The 16886-nt window shown below is 44.1% G+C and carries 15 protein-coding genes; 10 read left to right on the top strand and 5 right to left on the bottom strand.

The features are described 5' to 3' along the window. Positions 1 to 152 precede the first annotated feature (152 nt). The 5 genes from ViNHUV68_RS10705 to ViNHUV68_RS10725 all read left to right on the top strand — a co-directional run bounded on the left by ViNHUV68_RS10705 (position 153) and on the right by ViNHUV68_RS10725 (position 4636). Entirely contained in the window at positions 153 to 1070 is a 918-nt protein-coding gene (locus tag ViNHUV68_RS10705; protein WP_038175507.1) for a TIGR01777 family oxidoreductase, read from the top strand. A gap of 39 nt (positions 1071 to 1109) precedes the next feature. Further along, positions 1110 to 1937: an SDR family oxidoreductase gene (locus tag ViNHUV68_RS10710; RefSeq protein ID WP_391088042.1), complete on the top strand. Its 828-nt coding sequence runs from the start codon at positions 1110 to 1112 to the stop codon at positions 1935 to 1937. 319 nt (positions 1938 to 2256) lie between these two features. Next, entirely contained in the window at positions 2257 to 3111 is an 855-nt protein-coding gene (locus ViNHUV68_RS10715; protein ID WP_038175505.1) for a co-chaperone YbbN, read from the top strand. 140 nt (positions 3112 to 3251) lie between these two features. After that, entirely contained in the window at positions 3252 to 4172 is a 921-nt protein-coding gene (locus ViNHUV68_RS10720) for an SPFH domain-containing protein (protein ID WP_038175504.1), read from the top strand. A gap of 8 nt (positions 4173 to 4180) precedes the next feature. Beyond that, entirely contained in the window at positions 4181 to 4636 is a 456-nt protein-coding gene (locus tag ViNHUV68_RS10725; RefSeq protein WP_391088046.1) for an NfeD family protein, read from the top strand. A gap of 58 nt (positions 4637 to 4694) precedes the next feature. On the opposite strand, the gene ViNHUV68_RS10730 is transcribed toward ViNHUV68_RS10725, so the two are convergent. The 4 genes from ViNHUV68_RS10730 to zipA all read right to left on the bottom strand — a co-directional run bounded on the left by ViNHUV68_RS10730 (position 4695) and on the right by zipA (position 10263). Further along, positions 4695 to 5504 carry a DUF2057 domain-containing protein gene (locus tag ViNHUV68_RS10730; RefSeq protein WP_391088049.1) on the bottom strand — a complete coding sequence of 270 codons (810 nt, stop codon included), beginning with the start codon at positions 5502 to 5504 and terminating at the stop codon, positions 4695 to 4697. A gap of 123 nt (positions 5505 to 5627) precedes the next feature. After that, the gene (locus ViNHUV68_RS10735) at positions 5628 to 6734 is read right to left on the bottom strand and encodes a porin (RefSeq protein ID WP_391088051.1); all 1107 of its coding nucleotides are present in this window, start codon (positions 6732 to 6734) and stop codon (positions 5628 to 5630) included. A gap of 512 nt (positions 6735 to 7246) precedes the next feature. Continuing rightward, positions 7247 to 9262 carry an NAD-dependent DNA ligase LigA gene (gene ligA, locus ViNHUV68_RS10740; RefSeq protein WP_391088053.1) on the bottom strand — a complete coding sequence of 672 codons (2016 nt, stop codon included), beginning with the start codon at positions 9260 to 9262 and terminating at the stop codon, positions 7247 to 7249. A 143-nt stretch (positions 9263 to 9405) separates the two neighbouring features. After that, positions 9406 to 10263, bottom strand: a complete 858-nt coding sequence (gene zipA / locus ViNHUV68_RS10745) for a cell division protein ZipA (protein ID WP_391088056.1) — start codon at positions 10261 to 10263, stop codon at positions 9406 to 9408. A 203-nt stretch (positions 10264 to 10466) separates the two neighbouring features. Between zipA and cysZ the strand changes: the two genes are divergently transcribed. The 5 genes from cysZ (at position 10467) to crr (ending at position 15407) form a co-directional block, all read left to right on the top strand. Beyond that, entirely contained in the window at positions 10467 to 11213 is a 747-nt protein-coding gene (gene cysZ, locus ViNHUV68_RS10750) for a sulfate transporter CysZ (protein ID WP_391088058.1), read from the top strand. Positions 11214 to 11406: 193 nt separating this feature from the next. Next, complete coding sequence (cysK, locus tag ViNHUV68_RS10755) at positions 11407 to 12375, top strand: cysteine synthase A (protein ID WP_038175497.1); 969 nt, start codon at positions 11407 to 11409, stop codon at positions 12373 to 12375. A 297-nt stretch (positions 12376 to 12672) separates the two neighbouring features. Continuing rightward, positions 12673 to 12930, top strand: coding sequence for an HPr family phosphocarrier protein (locus ViNHUV68_RS10760; RefSeq protein WP_032552209.1), 258 nt, complete (start codon positions 12673 to 12675; stop codon positions 12928 to 12930). 137 nt (positions 12931 to 13067) lie between these two features. Then, positions 13068 to 14792, top strand: a complete 1725-nt coding sequence (gene ptsI / locus ViNHUV68_RS10765; RefSeq protein WP_391088062.1) for a phosphoenolpyruvate-protein phosphotransferase PtsI — start codon at positions 13068 to 13070, stop codon at positions 14790 to 14792. 105 nt (positions 14793 to 14897) lie between these two features. Further along, entirely contained in the window at positions 14898 to 15407 is a 510-nt protein-coding gene (gene crr / locus ViNHUV68_RS10770; protein WP_038175495.1) for a PTS glucose transporter subunit IIA, read from the top strand. 88 nt (positions 15408 to 15495) lie between these two features. Here the strand turns inward: crr and ViNHUV68_RS10775 are convergent, their stop codons facing one another. After that, complete coding sequence (locus tag ViNHUV68_RS10775; RefSeq protein ID WP_391088065.1) at positions 15496 to 16668, bottom strand: 2-octaprenyl-3-methyl-6-methoxy-1,4-benzoquinol hydroxylase; 1173 nt, start codon at positions 16666 to 16668, stop codon at positions 15496 to 15498. Positions 16669 to 16886 lie beyond the last annotated feature (218 nt).

Genomic DNA, 16886 nt, shown 5'->3' on the forward strand with positions numbered 1-16886 from the left:
CAGCGTAGATGAAGATAAACGTAACAAAATGTTAATTTTGTGATATTGCCACATATGATCACTTTTTATTCTAAGTCGCTATAATTAGTAACAATAGTTGACTATGGTTAGACTCTCGCTTACAAAAACGTGGCCAAGATTAAGGATGTAAAATGAAGCTATTGCTGACTGGTGGTTCGGGATTTATTGGGCGCGAACTGTTAAAGCATTTAACAACACACGAGATCGTTCTGCTCACACGTAACACAAAAGCAGCACAACAGGCACTCAATCATACCGATATGGGTAATGTTACCTATATTAATGATTTAGATAGCCTGCAGCACCTCAATGACTTTGATGGTGTGATTAACTTAGCTGGCGAGCCGATCGCCGATAAGCGTTGGACAAAAAAACAGAAAAAGATCATCTGTGACAGTCGGTGGTTATTAACTGAAAAATTAGTCGAACTCATTCACGCTAGCACCAACCCACCTAATGTCTTTATCAGTGGCTCCGCTGTTGGTTTTTACGGCGATCAACAACAACACCCTTTTGATGAGACACTACGTGTCACTGAGAACAACGGATTCCCCCATCAAGTTTGTGCAACATGGGAACACATCGCTAGCCGTGCTCGCTCCGATATGACTCGCGTGTGCCTATTGCGCACTGGTGTTGTACTGGATCCTGAAGGCGGCGCTCTGAAAAAAATGCTCCCCCCTTATAAATTAGGGGTTGGTGGCCCATTAGGCAGTGGACGCCAATATATGCCTTGGATTCATATGCTGGATATGGTCAGAGCGATTGTCTATTTGCTTGAGACTCAGCATGCCCTTGGTGAGTTTAATTTGTGCGCCCCACACCCAGTCACCAATAAAGAATTTAGTCAGACGTTAGCTAAAGCGCTTAAACGGCCACATTTACTTTTCACGCCCAAGTGGGTAATGCAATTATTGATGGGTGAAAGCTCAGTTTTGTTATTTGACAGCATACGAGCCAAACCGAAGAAATTGACAGAGTTAGGTTTTCGCTTTAGCTATTCACGTATTGAACCTGCGTTGAAAAATTTATTACAACATCACGACTAATAACCTAAGGTAGGCCACGCGCCGACTGATTAAATAGATATGAAAAAACAGATACTGATCACTGGCTGTTCGACAGGCATCGGCTACACCTGCGCCCATGCACTCCAACAGCGCGGCTACCACGTTATTGCATCTTGCCGACAACAACACGATGTCGAGCGTCTCATCGCGGAAGGTTTAACCGCCATTAAACTCGACTTAAGTGATAGCGAGAGCATTATTCAAGCGGTACAAGAAACACTGCGACTAACTAATGGCCAGCTGTATGCCATTTTTAATAATGGCGCCTACGGTCAACCTGGAGCCCTTGAAGATCTGCCAACCGATGCGTTAAGAGCCCAATTTGAAAGCAATTTTTTTGGTTGGCACCAACTGACTCAAGCACTGTTACCGACTATGCGTAAACAAGGATTTGGTCGAATCATACAAAACAGCTCGGTGTTGGGTTTCGCTGCAATGAAATACCGTGGCGCCTACAACGCCTCTAAATTTGCCTTAGAAGGCTGGAGTGACACACTGCGCCTCGAACTTATTGGCAGTAATATCCACATTAGTTTGATTGAGCCGGGGCCAATAGAGACTCAATTCCGCGCCAATGCTTTACAAGCCTTTGAGCGTTGGATACCAATTGAAGGCAGCGTTCATGAAACGCTCTATCGACAACAAATGGCTCGCTTAAAGAGCGACACTTCCAATAACGCATTTGTTTTACCGCCTGAATCCTGTATCGCCCCTTTAATTGATGCCCTTGAGTCAAGCAAACCCAAAGCCCGCTATCGAGTGACGACACCAACTAAGGTTTTCGCATTACTCAAGCGTCTTTTACCAACCTCCGTACTCGATAAAATATTGAGCAGAGCCGCATAAAAACAGATAGGCATGTCATTATTTCGTAACAATGAGACGCTAAATTAACAATGAGAGCCAAGCTCTAACAATTAATGCGCTACATTCGGAATAATAATATGACCCTAAACCAGTTAAACTGGCTGAGTGTGGGTGTTGCGCTAACCTTGTTTATCGTTCTATAAACACCTTCGCTTATTGCAACATGAAACGCCCTTATCGTTGAAGCATCGATAAGGGCGTTTCATGTCTGTTAATTCAAACCACTAACTTGAACTTGCCCCCTTTCGCCCATATCTCTAAAGCAAATACCAAATACCGCGTCACGAGGAAAGGCTACATGCAATCACCATACATCGTTGAACTAAACGAACAAAACTTCCGTCAAGTCCTTGAAGGCTCGATGCAAACCCCGGTACTGATTCACTTTTGGGCACCAATGAGTGAAGAGAGTGCTCAGGTGATTCCTGAACTGCAAATGCTAGCCCAGCAATACAACGGCACCTTCACTCTGGCCTTGTTAAATTGCGAGCAAGAACAAGTGATTGCTAGCCAGTTTGGTGTGCAAGCTTTACCGACGATTGCATTATTTGTTAATGGTCAACCAGTTGATGGTTTAGGTGGCCCACAAACTCTCGGCGCAATCCAAGAGATGTTAAATAAGCATCTACCAAGTCAAGATGAACAACACGTTAAGCAAGCGCTTGAATTGATTCAAACAGGGCAGCATACCCAAGCACTGACGTTACTCGAAAGCTTGGATCCTGAATGGCACCAGAAAGCGGAAGTAAAGCTTGCACTGGCCGATTGTTATCTCGAGACACAAGACTTTGACCAAGCAAGAGCATTGCTCACTCATATTCCTTTGGAGTATCAGGACAATTATTACAAAGGGTTAGTTGCTAAACTCGAACTCCACGATCAAGCAGCTAACAGCCCTGAAATTCAATCGCTAGAACAGGCATTACAGCAACAGCCAACCAACTTAAAACTAGTGCATGAATTGGCGCTGAGCTATCACCAAGTCAATCGTGATGAAGATGCTCTTGAGCTACTATGGCGTTCACTACGCAGTGACTTAAATGCTCTAGATGGTGAGATCAAAAAGTTGTTTATGGATATCTTAGCTGCGCTAGGACAAGGCAACCCAACTGCGGGTAAGTATCGCCGTCAACTTTACTCAATTTTATATTAGACCATTCTAAATCAATTACTTAAAGCCGGCAGTGCCGGCTTTATTTATATCTAAAACAGAGCCGGAGTCTCATTTCTGCCATTGTTTGTGAGGATAAATTAAGCAACAATCGAATCATTATCATTATAAGGAACTCACAGATGGCTATTGATTCATTGATTACTATTGGCGTTTTTATTGTTGCTATTGTGGCAGTGATTATTGCTGCGGTAAAAACCGTCCCACAAGGCAGTACTTGGACTGTCGAGCGTTTTGGCCGTTATACTCATACCCTTCAGCCGGGACTTAACCTAATTATTCCGTTCATTGATCGTATTGGTCATAAAATCAGCATGATGGAACGTGTTCTGGATATCCCTGCCCAAGAAGTGATCAGCAAAGACAATGCTAATGTAACCATTGATGCGGTGTGTTTTGTTCAAGTGGTTAATGCTGCCAAAGCCGCCTATGAAGTAAACGATCTAGAGCACGCGATTCGCAATCTTACTCTGACCAACATTCGTACTGTCCTCGGCTCAATGGAACTCGATGAGATGCTCAGTCAGCGCGATATGATCAACGTCAAACTGCTGTCTATCGTTGATGAAGCGACGAACCCTTGGGGCGTTAAAGTCACCCGTATTGAGATTAAAGATGTTCAGCCACCAGCGGATCTTACCGCAGCGATGAACGCTCAAATGAAGGCAGAGCGAAATAAACGTGCAGAAGTTCTTGAAGCCGAAGGAGTTAGACAAGCTGAAATCTTACGTGCTGAAGGGCATAAGCAATCGGAGATTTTAAAAGCGGAGGGGGATAAACAAGCCGCTATACTTCAAGCAGAAGCACGTGAGCGCGCCGCAGAAGCAGAGGCACGAGCAACGACGATGGTATCTGAAGCGATCGCTAAAGGAGATATGCAGGCGGTCAATTACTTTATCGCTCAAGGCTATACTGATGCACTAAAAAGTATTGGTCAGGCAGAAAATAGCAAGATCATTATGTTACCACTGGAAGCGACAGGCCTAATGGGATCGATCGCAGGCGTGGCTGAAATGTTTAAACATTCACAACAAAATAAGTAGAGGCGTTCATGATTGAGTTGATGGAAAGTATTAATTACTGGCATTGGCTTGCTTTCGGCTTAGCTTTACTGGCTTGTGAGCTACTCGGCACCGCAGGCTATTTTCTTTGGCTAGGGCTATCCGCGCTCGTGGTGGGTGCTTTGCTAAGCATTTTACCCATCAGCTGGCAGCTTCAGTGGGTCGCTTTTGGGGTGTTCTCTCTTGCCACCACTTGGTTGTGGTGGCGCAGACAACTGAAGTCAGACACACAAGATGATGCAGCAAGAACGCTCAATCAAAAGCAGCAACAGCTAATCGGACAGACCATTCGTTTAGATGAAGACTTCCCCGCAGGTAAAGGACGAATAAAGTTTGCTGATTCGACTTGGACAGCGCGCTCAGATAAGGCTATTGCAGCAAACACTATGGTGGAAATCATCGACGTAGATGGAATCATCTTAACCATCAGAGCTAAAGCTTGCTAGAAACCTCAGTTTCTCTTTATCCATTAATAACAAAGGAGCCCTTGGCTCCTTTGTTATTCTATAACTCTAATAGTTGTTTAATGATCTCTTTTCTCTCATCGACATTGGCTTTTTCATACCAATAACTAAACATTTCCGCTTCTTTTGACGCACTAAGTGGCTTGTCTAACCATTGATTACGATTCGTAATAGCCCAATTAATTGCGTTGTCTTGCTCAGACTTTGCTAATTGTTCATACCAGTATTGTGACATTTCCAATACTTTTGATTGCTGGTTTATAGGCGTTTCTTTCACTATTACTGCTGGCGCTATATAAGCTGACTGCTTTTGCCCAGTAACACTGTTATTACCGCTTTCAACAAGCGCCTTAATATATCCCGCTGGTACAGAGAAGCTAAATAACGAGTTTTTCGATGCAGCAACATCAAAGTAAAGGTCTTGATCCAGCGAATCTAAAAACAACGCCTCATCAACTGGAAACTTAATATATTGAGTGGTAGTGCAGATATCACCACAGGTTTCTGTTGCTGCTGCGTAGGCATTTATCTTCTCAGTTGAGCCATCCTGACTAAAAACTACTGAATGAAATTGGTTGTAGTTCTTGAAGTACTGTAGCTCCATTGTAATGAAAGAATCAGGTACGACTTGTTCTAAATTGGACGCCACATAATTAAACTCCAATGTAGATTTAACAAGTTGACCTCCTTTAATATTGATTACCTCAGGTGACAGTGTTTTTCCCATCACGATTTGGTAGTTTTGCTTACTTTCGATCTTACTGACAGAATCAGAAAAGTCATCATCCACATCCAACGTAGAGCAGCCCGTAATAACGAGGGAAATACTCATTAACATTATTTTTTTCATACAAACTACCTGGGTAAAAACCATTATTAATTCGAATCACTCAACATAGAGGGATGTAACGATTATATAGCAAACGCCGGCCAAAAAGACCGGCGTAACTTTAGAGTAAGATATAAATTTATTTTAGAACCCGTATTCTAGGCCTAAACGAACAAACGGCGTTGAGTCACCATCATTCTTAGTGTAAGAACCTACTCGGAAGTAAGGAACAAAACCATTCTTAACATACATTAACTGACCAGATACTACGTTATCTGCTGTATTTTCTTGCTCGGCGCCATCCAATTCATAATCGAGGTTAGCTGCATAGCCGAGTTTGAAGCCCCAAGGTCCATTCCAGTATTGGCCGATTACAGAGTATGAACCTTGCTCAGATTTCGCTCCACCTTGAACATCACTTGAACCTGCTTTATACGCTGCGGAAAGTCCGAAACCACCCGGAAGAGATGCTTCAAAACCAATCAAGTAACCTAGTGTGTCAACCATTTCAGCTGCAGTGCCGGCTTTTTCATAATTATCACCCTGCAAGATGCCAGTGCCACAACCAGAGGCATCAGTACAAATTTCCCATGCTGCAGCTACTGCCTCTTTCTTCTGGCGGTTTTGCTCAGTTTCGAAAGCCGCGTGGAAAGTGATCATATCACCAGCTTTCACAGATGCTTTTGCGCCATAGAAATAGTTGTTGTCAACACCCGTGTCACCCACACCAGTAGAGAGGCTGTAGTTAAAGTTACCAAGTTGGGCAGAGTCGTAACGTAGTTGGTTACCATGACGGTCACGGTGGTAAGCAACATCCGCAGCCCATGCTGAATCCCAAACACGTCCTAGACCCGGGTTAGAGTATGGCCAGTCAACCAGTTCGTACATAGGTGTTAACATACGACCCGCTCGAAGTGTACCCCAATCACCACGTAGGCCCAAGTAGGTGTCACGGTTACCTAGTGTTGCACCAGTACCATCAGTACCAACCCAACCAGATTCGATTTGCATAAAGATATTCACATTGTCTGAGAAATCTTTATCTGCACGGAAACCGATGCGCGACTCGTTGTCCCACTGGTAGCCTTTCTGATCTTTTTCAGTGAACGCACTGATTGCTGCCACACCGTAAGCTTGTACGTTGAAGTCTGAAATAATACCGACTTGAGATGATTCAGTATTTGCAAAAGCACTAGTTGATGCGAGAGCAACTGCCGCACCTAGAAGCGTACGTTTAAACATTTTGTCCATGGAAAACTCCTAAAAATGGATATAGCTGTTTTTTGTTTTTCTCACCTTAAGTTGGCCGCCGAAGGGAGAAATCATTTCCTATGTTGAAAACCGTCAATTAATCATTAACCGTTGATTTTCTATTTCCTGCATACACCTTGTGTATCCATGTGTGTAAGACTAACTTCGCATCAAAAAACATCAATGAGAACTTAATTTCTAAGTAAAAAAATATGAGCCACTACAAATTTTTGTCAAGTGAGTGACCAAGATCTACTTTTTGTCAGGAATTAAATAAAAACAACACTACTTGTTATATTTCAATGACTTATATCGATATGAAATTTTGAATTATTGAAGTGTGTCGCATAGGTTCTGATTAATCTGCGACAATTCTTAGATTGGAGATCGTTGTCACGGAAACTAATTGGATCGGTTAACGATTATTACGACAACTTAATTTACAGAAAAAATAAAACCTCAAGATTAGTAATTTTGAGGTTTTAGGTAGCTTGTATTATAAGGATATTAGGTTATTTCTTGATAAGTTCCACGATGTCGGCTTCTGTTTTTATCTCAATACCTAGTTCTTGAGCTTTAGTTAACTTAGAACCGGCATTTTCACCCGCGAACAATATATCGGTTTTTTTCGATACACTGCCGGTTACCTTAGCGCCTAAACTTTCAAGGGCAGCTTTGGCATCACTTCGAGTCAATTGCGATAACGACCCTGTTAGCACGACTGTTTTCCCTGCTAAAGGCTGGGGAACATCAACGGTTATCTCTTCAATATTCGGCCAGTGCACACCTTGAACTAATAACGCTTCGATAACGCTGCGATTCTTATCCTCAGCAAAAAAGGCGGTAATGTGACTTGCGACAATCGCACCAATATCCTGTACTTCGACAAGCTGTTCATGACTGGCAGCCATCACCTTATCAAGGGTTTTAAAATGATGGGCCAAGTTTGCTGCAGTAGCCTCACCAACTTCACGAATACCAAGTGAATACAAGAACCGCGCTAATGTTGTCTGTTTTGACTTATTCAGAGCATCGACCACATTTTGCGCAGACTTAGGCCCCATACGATCCAGAACAGTCAATACTCCGGCCGACAGCTTAAATAAGTCCGCCGGTGTTTCAACCATTTCACGATCGACCAATTGCTCAATCACTTTATCGCCAAGACCGTCAACGTCGAGAGCCTTTCGTGACACAAAATGCTTCAACGCCTGTTTGCGTTGGGCTTGACATACCAATCCGCCAGTACAGCGTGCAACCGCTTCCCCTTCAACACGCTCAACATCTGAGTGACAAACAGGGCAGCTTGCCGGAAATTCTATGGCTCGGGCATTGTCAGGGCGACGCTGTTTAACCACAGAAACGACCTGGGGAATAACATCACCTGCGCGACGAATCACGACACAGTCGCCAATCATCACACCCAAACGTTCAATTTCATCCGCATTGTGTAAGGTGGCATTACTGACAGTTACCCCGCCAACGAAAATAGGTTCAAGCTTAGCCACGGGGGTGATTGCCCCAGTACGTCCGACCTGAAACTCAACATCATTAAGAGTGGTCATCTCTTCTTGAGCCGGGAATTTATAGGCAATCGCCCAGCGTGGCGCTCTGGCAACAAAACCAAGTTGCTCTTGCTGTGCAATCGCATCGACTTTAATCACCACACCATCGATTTCGTAAGCCAGTTCGTCACGGCGAGACAATATGTCTTGATAATAAGCTTTTACTTGCTGCATATCCGAAACTCGCTTTGTCTCTGGGCACATAGGCAAGCCCCAACCTTTGAGTTGTAAGAAACGTTCATAGTGGCTTTGCGAGAGAGTGGCACCTTCAACAACGCCAACGCTGTAAGCATAAAAACTCAAGGGCCTTGTCGCAGTAATCCGTGAATCTAACTGACGTAAGCTTCCTGCTGCGGCATTGCGCGGGTTAACAAACACTTTGTCGCCTTTTTTAAGGGCTTGTTGGTTAAGCTGTTCAAAGCCAGCCTTCGGCATAAAAACTTCGCCACGTACTTCAAGCCGTTCAGGCCAGCCCGAGCCGTACAGTTTTAAAGGAATCGATTTGATGGTGCGTACATTTTCGGTAATGTTCTCACCAACCGCGCCATCTCCTCGTGTTGCGGCTTGCACCAATACACCCTGTTCGTAAAGTAAGCTTACCGCTAAACCATCTAGCTTCGGTTCGCAGCAAAAACTGGCGATGGTTTGAGTGGACAGTCGGTCACACATACGTTTATAGAAGCTATCTAACTCACCATCATCAAAGGCGTTATCCAGCGACAACATTGGAATTTCATGAGTAACAGGTTCGAAACCACTCAACGGCATACCGCCAACACGTTGACTTGGCGAGTCTGAAGTTGCCAGTTCAGGGTATTGAGACTCGAGTTCAAGAAGCTCGCGCATCAGACGGTCATATTCCGCGTCTGGAATTTCCGGGCTGTCTTCAACGTAATATTTCACTCCGTGGCGATGGAGTGTCTCTCGCAGTTGGTTTAGCTGTTGTTGGATCTCTGTTGACATAGGGGAACTCTGCTACTTTAAAAAACGGTGTCTTGAAGAGCTTTGTGGCAATCGATGGTTTATAAACACCCACTCCACTTTGCGCAACACCGCCTTAATCAAAAAAGGCTCCATACGGAGCCTCTCTACTATTTATCAATAACTTAGGCTTTCTGCGCCGCTTTAAACTGTTGTATTTGCGCTTTATACGCATCAATACGATTAGGCGAAATCAGGTTTCTTGCATCATCAAGAACATTGGCACCTAAGTCATCTGCAATTTGCTGCGCCGTTTTTAGCATCAATTTAAAGTTCTGCTCTGGATCGCCAAAACAGGGGACGGTCATGAAGAATGAGATGCCTTTGGTGGTAAACGCCGCAGGATCGTCATGTTTTAACGTTCCAGGATTCATCATATTCGCCACGCTGAACAGCACTTTCCCTGTTCCAGATAAATCTGCATGGCGATGAAAAATATCCATTTCACCATAGATCAAACCGTTTTGCTGCATGCTGTCAAACAGCTTAGTGCCGATAAAAGGTTCATTACCTGCACAATGCACATTAAGCACAATCACTTCTAACGCAGGCTCTTGCTCATCTTCAATCTCAGCAATCGGCACCTCGTCAATTTGGCTCTCAACATCAGGCTCAGGGACCACAACATCGTCGATAGACCGAGTAGAAAATGAAGGAACGTCTAGCTCTTCCTCTTTACTATCCAAAAGATCTGAGTCTGTGGGTTGTTGATAACTATCGATAAGCGGGTCAGCGATGATCTCATCTTGCGCGACAAAACCCGGCTCTTTACGCTGTTTCTTGATAATTTCAAAATCATCTTCTGGGGCAAACGCGCGTTCAGAGGTCAAGTCAGACGATTTACTATCAACGTCTAGCTTACCAAGCGGCTTACTACTAAACTTCGCTTTGCCTTCTTTCTTACTCGTCCATAAACCGTGGAACAGCAAAGCGGCAATCGCTATGGCTCCGACAATTATGAGTACAAATCGCAGTTCCTGCATTTTTAGCTCTCATTTGTTCGTTACAGCACGATGTAAAGTTGGCCGTAAAGAAACGATTAAACCTTAACTGTGAGTTACTCTACCAAAACTCGACCCTGTTTTAGAACAACTTAATGTGAGAAGTTCCACTAATGTTGTGATTTTGAACACGCTTTTTTCTTGCTAAGATACAAAGCGTTCGTTTTTACAGCAATCGACTCATTATGAATACTTATATACAACAACGTTCTGGATTTGGTTATTTCTTTCATGGATTAGCGCTTGCGCTCACTCCAGGGATACGCCGTTTCGTTATTTTGCCACTACTCGCTAATGTACTGTTAGTCGGTGGTGCACTATTTTACCTGTTTTCTCATTTAGATACTTGGATTGAGCAACTGATAGGTCAACTGCCTGACTTTTTATCGTGGCTCAGTTACCTACTCTGGCCACTACTAGCATTGACCATCCTTGCTACTTTTTCCTATTTTTTCAGTACGCTAGCCAATTTTATAGCGGCGCCACTGAATGGGTTATTAGCGGAAAAGGTCGAGGAGCATTTAACCAAGCAAAAGGTGAATGATGATGGGATGTTGGCCATTATCAAAGATACACCTCGTATTTTGGCTCGCGAATGGCGCAAGCTGGTTTATGTATTACCCAAAGCTATTGGTCTATTTTTACTGCTGCTTATCCCGGCACTTGGCCAGACCTTAGGTCCCTTCTTGTGGTTTATCTTTACCGCGTGGATCTTGGCCGTTCAGTATTGTGATTATCCGTTCGATAACCATAAAATCCCGTTCAATGATATGCGTTACAATTTGAAACAAAAACAGGGCAAAGCGTACAGCTTTGGCGCGTTGGTATCGGTATTTACCACCATTCCGATCCTGAACCTTATTGTTATGCCTGTCGCCGTCTGCGGCGCCACCTCGATGTGGGTGGCCGAATTTAAACATCATCATAAATAGATAGCGATAACGGATTAAGAGCAGCAAGCTCACAAATCGATGTATGCTTGCTGCTCTTTCATATCATATAACTATTTAATCCTTTTCTCGCTTTTGAACCTGCCCTACTCTCTACATCAACAACTATTTCTTAATACCACTCGGTCTGGTAGTTCAATCAAACCGAAGTGAAATAAAGATGAAGGATCACACCATGAGCAAGATTTACGAAGACAATTCCCAAACCATTGGTAACACCCCTCTTGTGCGCCTAAACAAAGTCAGTAATGGTAAAGTTCTGGCTAAGATTGAAGCCCGCAACCCAAGCTTCAGCGTAAAATGTCGTATTGGTGCCAACATGATTTGGGAAGCAGAGCAAGCCGGTACACTTAAGCCTGGCGTTGAGCTTGTTGAACCTACCAGTGGTAATACTGGCGTGGCTCTTGCCTTCGTTGCTGCCGCTCGTGGTTACAAGCTTACCCTCACCATGCCAGAGTCGATGAGCCTTGAGCGTCGTAAATTGCTTAAAGCACTGGGTGCAAACCTTGAGTTAACAGAAGCGGCAAAAGGCATGAAAGGGGCGATTGCTAAAGCAGAAGAGATCGTAGCGAGCAACCCAGAAAAATTTCTACTTCTTCAACAATTCAACAACCCAGCAAACCCACAAATTCACGAAAAAACCACTGGTCCTGAAATCTGGGATGCAACAGATGGCGAAGTCGATGTGTTCGTGGCAGGTGTCGGAACTGGCGGTACCATTACTGGTACAAGTCGTTACTTGAAAGGCGAAAAAGGCAAAAATATTGTCTCTGTTGCAGTTGAACCTGCTGAGTCGCCAGTCATTGCACAAGCGCTAGCGGGAGAAGAAATTCAACCTGCGCCGCACAAAATCCAAGGTATTGGTGCTGGTTTTATTCCTGGCAACCTCGATTTGGAGCTGATTGACCGCGTTGAGGCCGTAACCTCTGACGAAGCTATCGCAATGGCACGACGCTTAATGGAAGAGGAAGGTATCTTGGCGGGTATCTCTTCAGGCGCGGCTGTTGTCGCAGCGAACCGTATCGCAGAACTACCTGAATTTGCAGGAAAAACCATTGTCACCGTACTTCCTAGCTCGGGTGAACGTTACCTAAGTACCGCGCTATTTGCTGGTATATTTACCGAGAAAGAGAACCAACAGTAAACTGTGTCAAATCAATTTTTCGTTTAAAAAAGCCCCGTACAGGGGCTTTTTTGTTGATCCCTGCCCTACCTTTGGTAATATCAGGATTGTTTTATTTCTAGCTACAAAATAAAAGCAGGTAAGAATTACTATCAATGACGAAAGACAGCACAGACTGAAATCGTGATTGAGAAATTAATCACCAGTCGCGGTTCTAACACGCAATCTAGGTTAGCCTACTAGCAGAAATGCTTTTTTATGGTTAAGCTAAAACTGGTTAAGAAACTATCAAAATATAAATTAATTGGGGTATATAACATGTACGAGAAGCAAGTAGAAATCACTGCAGAAAATGGCCTTCACACTCGTCCTGCAGCACAGTTCGTTAAAGAAGCTAAATCATTCGATGCGGACATCACAGTGACTTCTAACGGTAAAAGCGCTAGCGCTAAAAGCCTTTTCAAATTACAAACTCTTGGCCTAGTTAAAGGTACAGTAGTTTCTATCTCAGCTGAGGGCCCACAGGCTCAACAAGCTGTTGACCACCTAGTTGCTCTAATGGACCAACTGCACTAATTCAGTTTTTAGTTTCTCAAAGCCATTTTGCATAACAAAATGGCTTTGTTGGAAATAAACTAAAATATAAGCTAAAACTATTCGTTAGCGCATCCATTATTCTCCCGTTTTAAAGTTGACCAATTTAAGGTAAGGCTATGATTTCAGGCATCCTAGCATCTCCTGGTATTGCTATCGGTAAAGCACTACTACTTCAAGAAGATGAAATTGTCCTAAACACACACACTATCTCTGATGATCAAGTTGAAGCTGAAGTTCAGCGTTTTTTTGACGCTCGTAACAAGTCTTCAGCCCAGTTAGAAATGGTAAAACAAAAAGCACTTGAAACCTTTGGTGAAGAGAAAGAAGCGATCTTTGAAGGTCATATCATGCTTCTTGAAGACGAAGAGCTAGAGGAAGAAATCCTAGCACTGATCAAAAATGACAAGATGCACGCTGATAACGCTATCTACACCGTTATTGAAGAGCAAGCATCAGCTCTAGAATCTCTAGACGACGAATACCTAAAGGAACGTGCCACTGACATCCGTGATATCGGGACACGTTTCGTAAAAAATGCCCTTGGCATCAACATCGTATCGCTAAGCGATATCGATCAAGAAGTAATCCTAGTTGCTTACGACTTAACACCATCTGAAACAGCACAAATCAACCTAGACTACGTACTTGGTTTTGCGTGTGACATCGGTGGTCGTACTTCACATACTTCAATCATGGCTCGTTCTCTTGAACTTCCTGCGATTGTCGGTACTAACGACATCACTAAGAAAGTGAAGAACGGCGACATGCTGATTCTTGATGCGATGAACAACAAGATCGTTATCAACCCATCAGACGCTGAACTTGCAGAAGCAAAAGCAGTGAAAGCGGCTTTCATTGCTGAAAAAGAAGAACTTGCCAAACTGAAAGATCTACACGCTGAGACCACTGACGGTCATCGCGTAGAAGTGTGCGGTAATATCGGTACTGTAAAAGACTGTGATGGCATCATTCGTAACGGTGGTGAAGGCGTTGGTCTGTACCGTACTGAATTCCTATTTATGGATCGTGATGCACTTCCAACTGAGGAAGAGCAATACCAAGCTTACAAAGAAGTGGCTGAAGCCATGCATGGTGAGTCGGTAATCATCCGTACCATGGACATCGGCGGTGACAAAGATCTTCCATATATGGATCTGCCACAAGAGATGAACCCGTTCCTTGGCTGGCGCGCCGTGCGTATCAGCTTAGACCGTCGTGAAATCCTTCGTGACCAGTTACGTGGCATCCTACGTGCGTCTGCACATGGTAAACTGCGTATCATGTTCCCAATGATTATTTCTGTTGAGGAAATTCGTGAGCTGAAAAAAGCCATCGAAGAGTACAAAGCTGAACTGCGTGAAGAAGGCCATGCCTTCGATGAAAGCATCGAAGTTGGTGTAATGGTTGAGACACCAGCAGCTGCTGCGATCGCCCACCACTTAGCGAAAGAAGTTGCCTTCTTCTCTATTGGTACCAACGACCTAACACAGTACACCCTAGCGGTTGACCGTGGTAACGAGATGATTTCTCATCTTTACAACCCAATGTCACCAGCAGTACTGACCGTGATTAAGCAAGTCATTGACGCTTCTCACGCTGAAGGTAAATGGACAGGTATGTGTGGCGAGCTTGCAGGTGATGAACGTGCAACTCTGCTCCTACTTGGTATGGGCCTTGATGAATTCTCGATGAGTGGTATCTCTATCCCTAAAGTGAAGAAAGTTATCCGTAACTCTAACTTCGCTGAAGTGAAAGCGATGGCGGAACAAGCCCTGTCTCTTCCAACGGCGGCAGAAATTGAAGCCGTAGTAGAAAAATTTATCGCAGAGAAAACGCAATAATCAGGTAATACCAATAAGATAGGCGGCGAAATTTGTCGTCTATCTTGTGAGATTGGTATACTATTATTCGACAGAATTAAATAAAAACGTTAGGAGCATGACACAATGGGTCTGTTTGACAAACTTAAGAAGCTAGTATCTGACGACAGCGCTGACGCTGGTGCAATCGAAATCATCGCACCTCTATCTGGTGAAATCGTCAACATTGAAGATGTGCCAGATGTTGTTTTCGCTGAGAAAATTGTTGGTGATGGTATTGCTATCAAGCCAGCAGGCAACAAGATGGTAGCTCCTGTAAACGGCACTATCGGTAAGATCTTCGAAACTAACCATGCGTTCTCTATTGAATCTGACGATGGCGTTGAGCTATTTGTTCACTTCGGTATTGACACTGTTGAGCTTAAAGGTGAAGGCTTCACGCGCATCGCTGAAGAAGGCCAATCTGTGAAAGCAGGTGACACTGTCATCGAATTCGATCTCGCTCTACTTGAAGAGAAAGCGAAGTCTACACTGACTCCTGTTGTTATCTCTAACATGGACGAAATCAAAGAGCTGAACAAGCTTTCTGGTTCTGTGACTGTTGGTGAAACACCAGTACTACGTGTCACTAAGTAATCACTACTTAGCCAAACACAAAAAAACGCAGCCATTTGGCTGCGTTTTTTTGTTCAATAATATCAACTTCTATCTGGTCAGATTGATATCACAACCCCAAAGCATATTTAAGAACCTGCGTTTTTAATGGGCTATGCTCTGCCAACTTTAACGCCGCGTTACGTGCAAGTTTTAACGGCGCAATATCGTTACTGAAACCTTTATAGAACACGTCCATCCCCGTCTGCATCAGCAAGTTATCTGGTCGCCTTTGGCGTTGGTATTTGGCTAACATTGGTTGGCTAATCACACCCTTACCCTCACACACGGCCAATAGAGCCTCCACATCTTTAAAGCCTAGGTTCACACCTTGACCTGCTAGCGGATTAATTGTGTGCGCAGCATCGCCAACTAAAACACAGCGCTGCTTGGCGTATGTTTGTGCATGTCGGCGAGTAAGAGGAAACGAGCCGTGTTGCAGTACATGAATGTCGCCAAGCTCGCGAGGAAAATGCGTTAACACTTCTTGGCGTAATTGTTCAGGGGTCATGGCCGACAACTGCTTAATTCGTTTCGGCGAGTCATACCAAACCAAAGAGCCTTGACCTACCGTTTGACCATTTCTCTCTAAAGAGCTTAATGGCAGAAAAGAGCGTGGTCCTGATGGGGTAAACTGTTGCCAAGTAATATCTTGCTGAGCGAGCTCTGTTTCCACATTGATCAACATGCAATGTTGACGATAGTCCCAGGCCGTTACGCCAATTCCCGCGAGTGTTCTCACTTTAGAGTTGGCGCCATCCGCACCAACGACTAAATCAGCCTCTAACGTTGCGCCAGAAGAGAGAGTCAATTGGTTTATTACACCAAACTCAATATCATCCAACGTATCAGGGCAGAACCGTTCAATCTCAGGCCAGGATTCAAATTGTTGCCATAGTCCCAACTGAATCACTTGATTTTCGACAATGTAGCCTAAACGCTCCAAATTAAGCGCATCAGAATGAAAACGGGTACGGCACTCTGGGTGCTCCCAAGTTTCTAGGCGGCGATAAGGGCACACACGCATTTGGGCAATGTTCTGCCACGCTCCTAGGCTTTCTAAAACAGAAACTGAATGTTCGGAAATGGCGGAAACACGAATGTCCATCGCTTGCTCAGCGGAAAAAGGACGAGGCGCCAAGCCTTCTACAACCGCTACTCGTCTTCCCTGCTTGGCAAAACCGATCGCAACAGCGGCTCCGACCATACCCCCACCAATTACGGCAACATCAAATCTGCTCATATTTTGTATTTCATCATGTTGATTCTTTAACTGTTTTTTATTGTACGATTTCATTGCTAAAAATGTAACCTAAAACCTCATGTTAGAGGTGGTCTAATCCCTTGTACAATAACGCTTGCAATTGATTCAACCACGGCACTAGTCAGTCGGTTTTTAAAGCAGTACAATACGCGGCTCGCTAATATGCGAGAAGAAAAAACCATCAGAAAAACATTGAT

It is taken from the genome of Vibrio sp. NH-UV-68, from assembly GCF_042940635.1.
In the GTDB taxonomy this organism is placed as follows: Bacteria; Pseudomonadota; Gammaproteobacteria; order Enterobacterales; family Vibrionaceae; genus Vibrio; species Vibrio pacinii.

Coding starts and splice junctions, on each gene's coding strand:
- ViNHUV68_RS10705 (WP_038175507.1), top strand. CDS start 153: ATGAAGCTATTGCTGACTGGTGGTTCGGGATTTATTGGGCGCGAACTG.
- ViNHUV68_RS10710 (WP_391088042.1), top strand. CDS start 1,110: ATGAAAAAACAGATACTGATCACTGGCTGTTCGACAGGCATCGGCTAC.
- ViNHUV68_RS10715 (WP_038175505.1), top strand. CDS start 2,257: ATGCAATCACCATACATCGTTGAACTAAACGAACAAAACTTCCGTCAA.
- ViNHUV68_RS10720 (WP_038175504.1), top strand. CDS start 3,252: ATGGCTATTGATTCATTGATTACTATTGGCGTTTTTATTGTTGCTATT.
- ViNHUV68_RS10725 (WP_391088046.1), top strand. CDS start 4,181: ATGATTGAGTTGATGGAAAGTATTAATTACTGGCATTGGCTTGCTTTC.
- ViNHUV68_RS10730 (WP_391088049.1), bottom strand. CDS start 5,504: ATGAAAAAAATAATGTTAATGAGTATTTCCCTCGTTATTACGGGCTGC.
- ViNHUV68_RS10735 (WP_391088051.1), bottom strand. CDS start 6,734: ATGGACAAAATGTTTAAACGTACGCTTCTAGGTGCGGCAGTTGCTCTC.
- ligA (WP_391088053.1), bottom strand. CDS start 9,262: ATGTCAACAGAGATCCAACAACAGCTAAACCAACTGCGAGAGACACTC.
- zipA (WP_391088056.1), bottom strand. CDS start 10,263: ATGCAGGAACTGCGATTTGTACTCATAATTGTCGGAGCCATAGCGATT.
- cysZ (WP_391088058.1), top strand. CDS start 10,467: ATGAATACTTATATACAACAACGTTCTGGATTTGGTTATTTCTTTCAT.
- cysK (WP_038175497.1), top strand. CDS start 11,407: ATGAGCAAGATTTACGAAGACAATTCCCAAACCATTGGTAACACCCCT.
- ViNHUV68_RS10760 (WP_032552209.1), top strand. CDS start 12,673: ATGTACGAGAAGCAAGTAGAAATCACTGCAGAAAATGGCCTTCACACT.
- ptsI (WP_391088062.1), top strand. CDS start 13,068: ATGATTTCAGGCATCCTAGCATCTCCTGGTATTGCTATCGGTAAAGCA.
- crr (WP_038175495.1), top strand. CDS start 14,898: ATGGGTCTGTTTGACAAACTTAAGAAGCTAGTATCTGACGACAGCGCT.
- ViNHUV68_RS10775 (WP_391088065.1), bottom strand. CDS start 16,668: ATGAGCAGATTTGATGTTGCCGTAATTGGTGGGGGTATGGTCGGAGCC.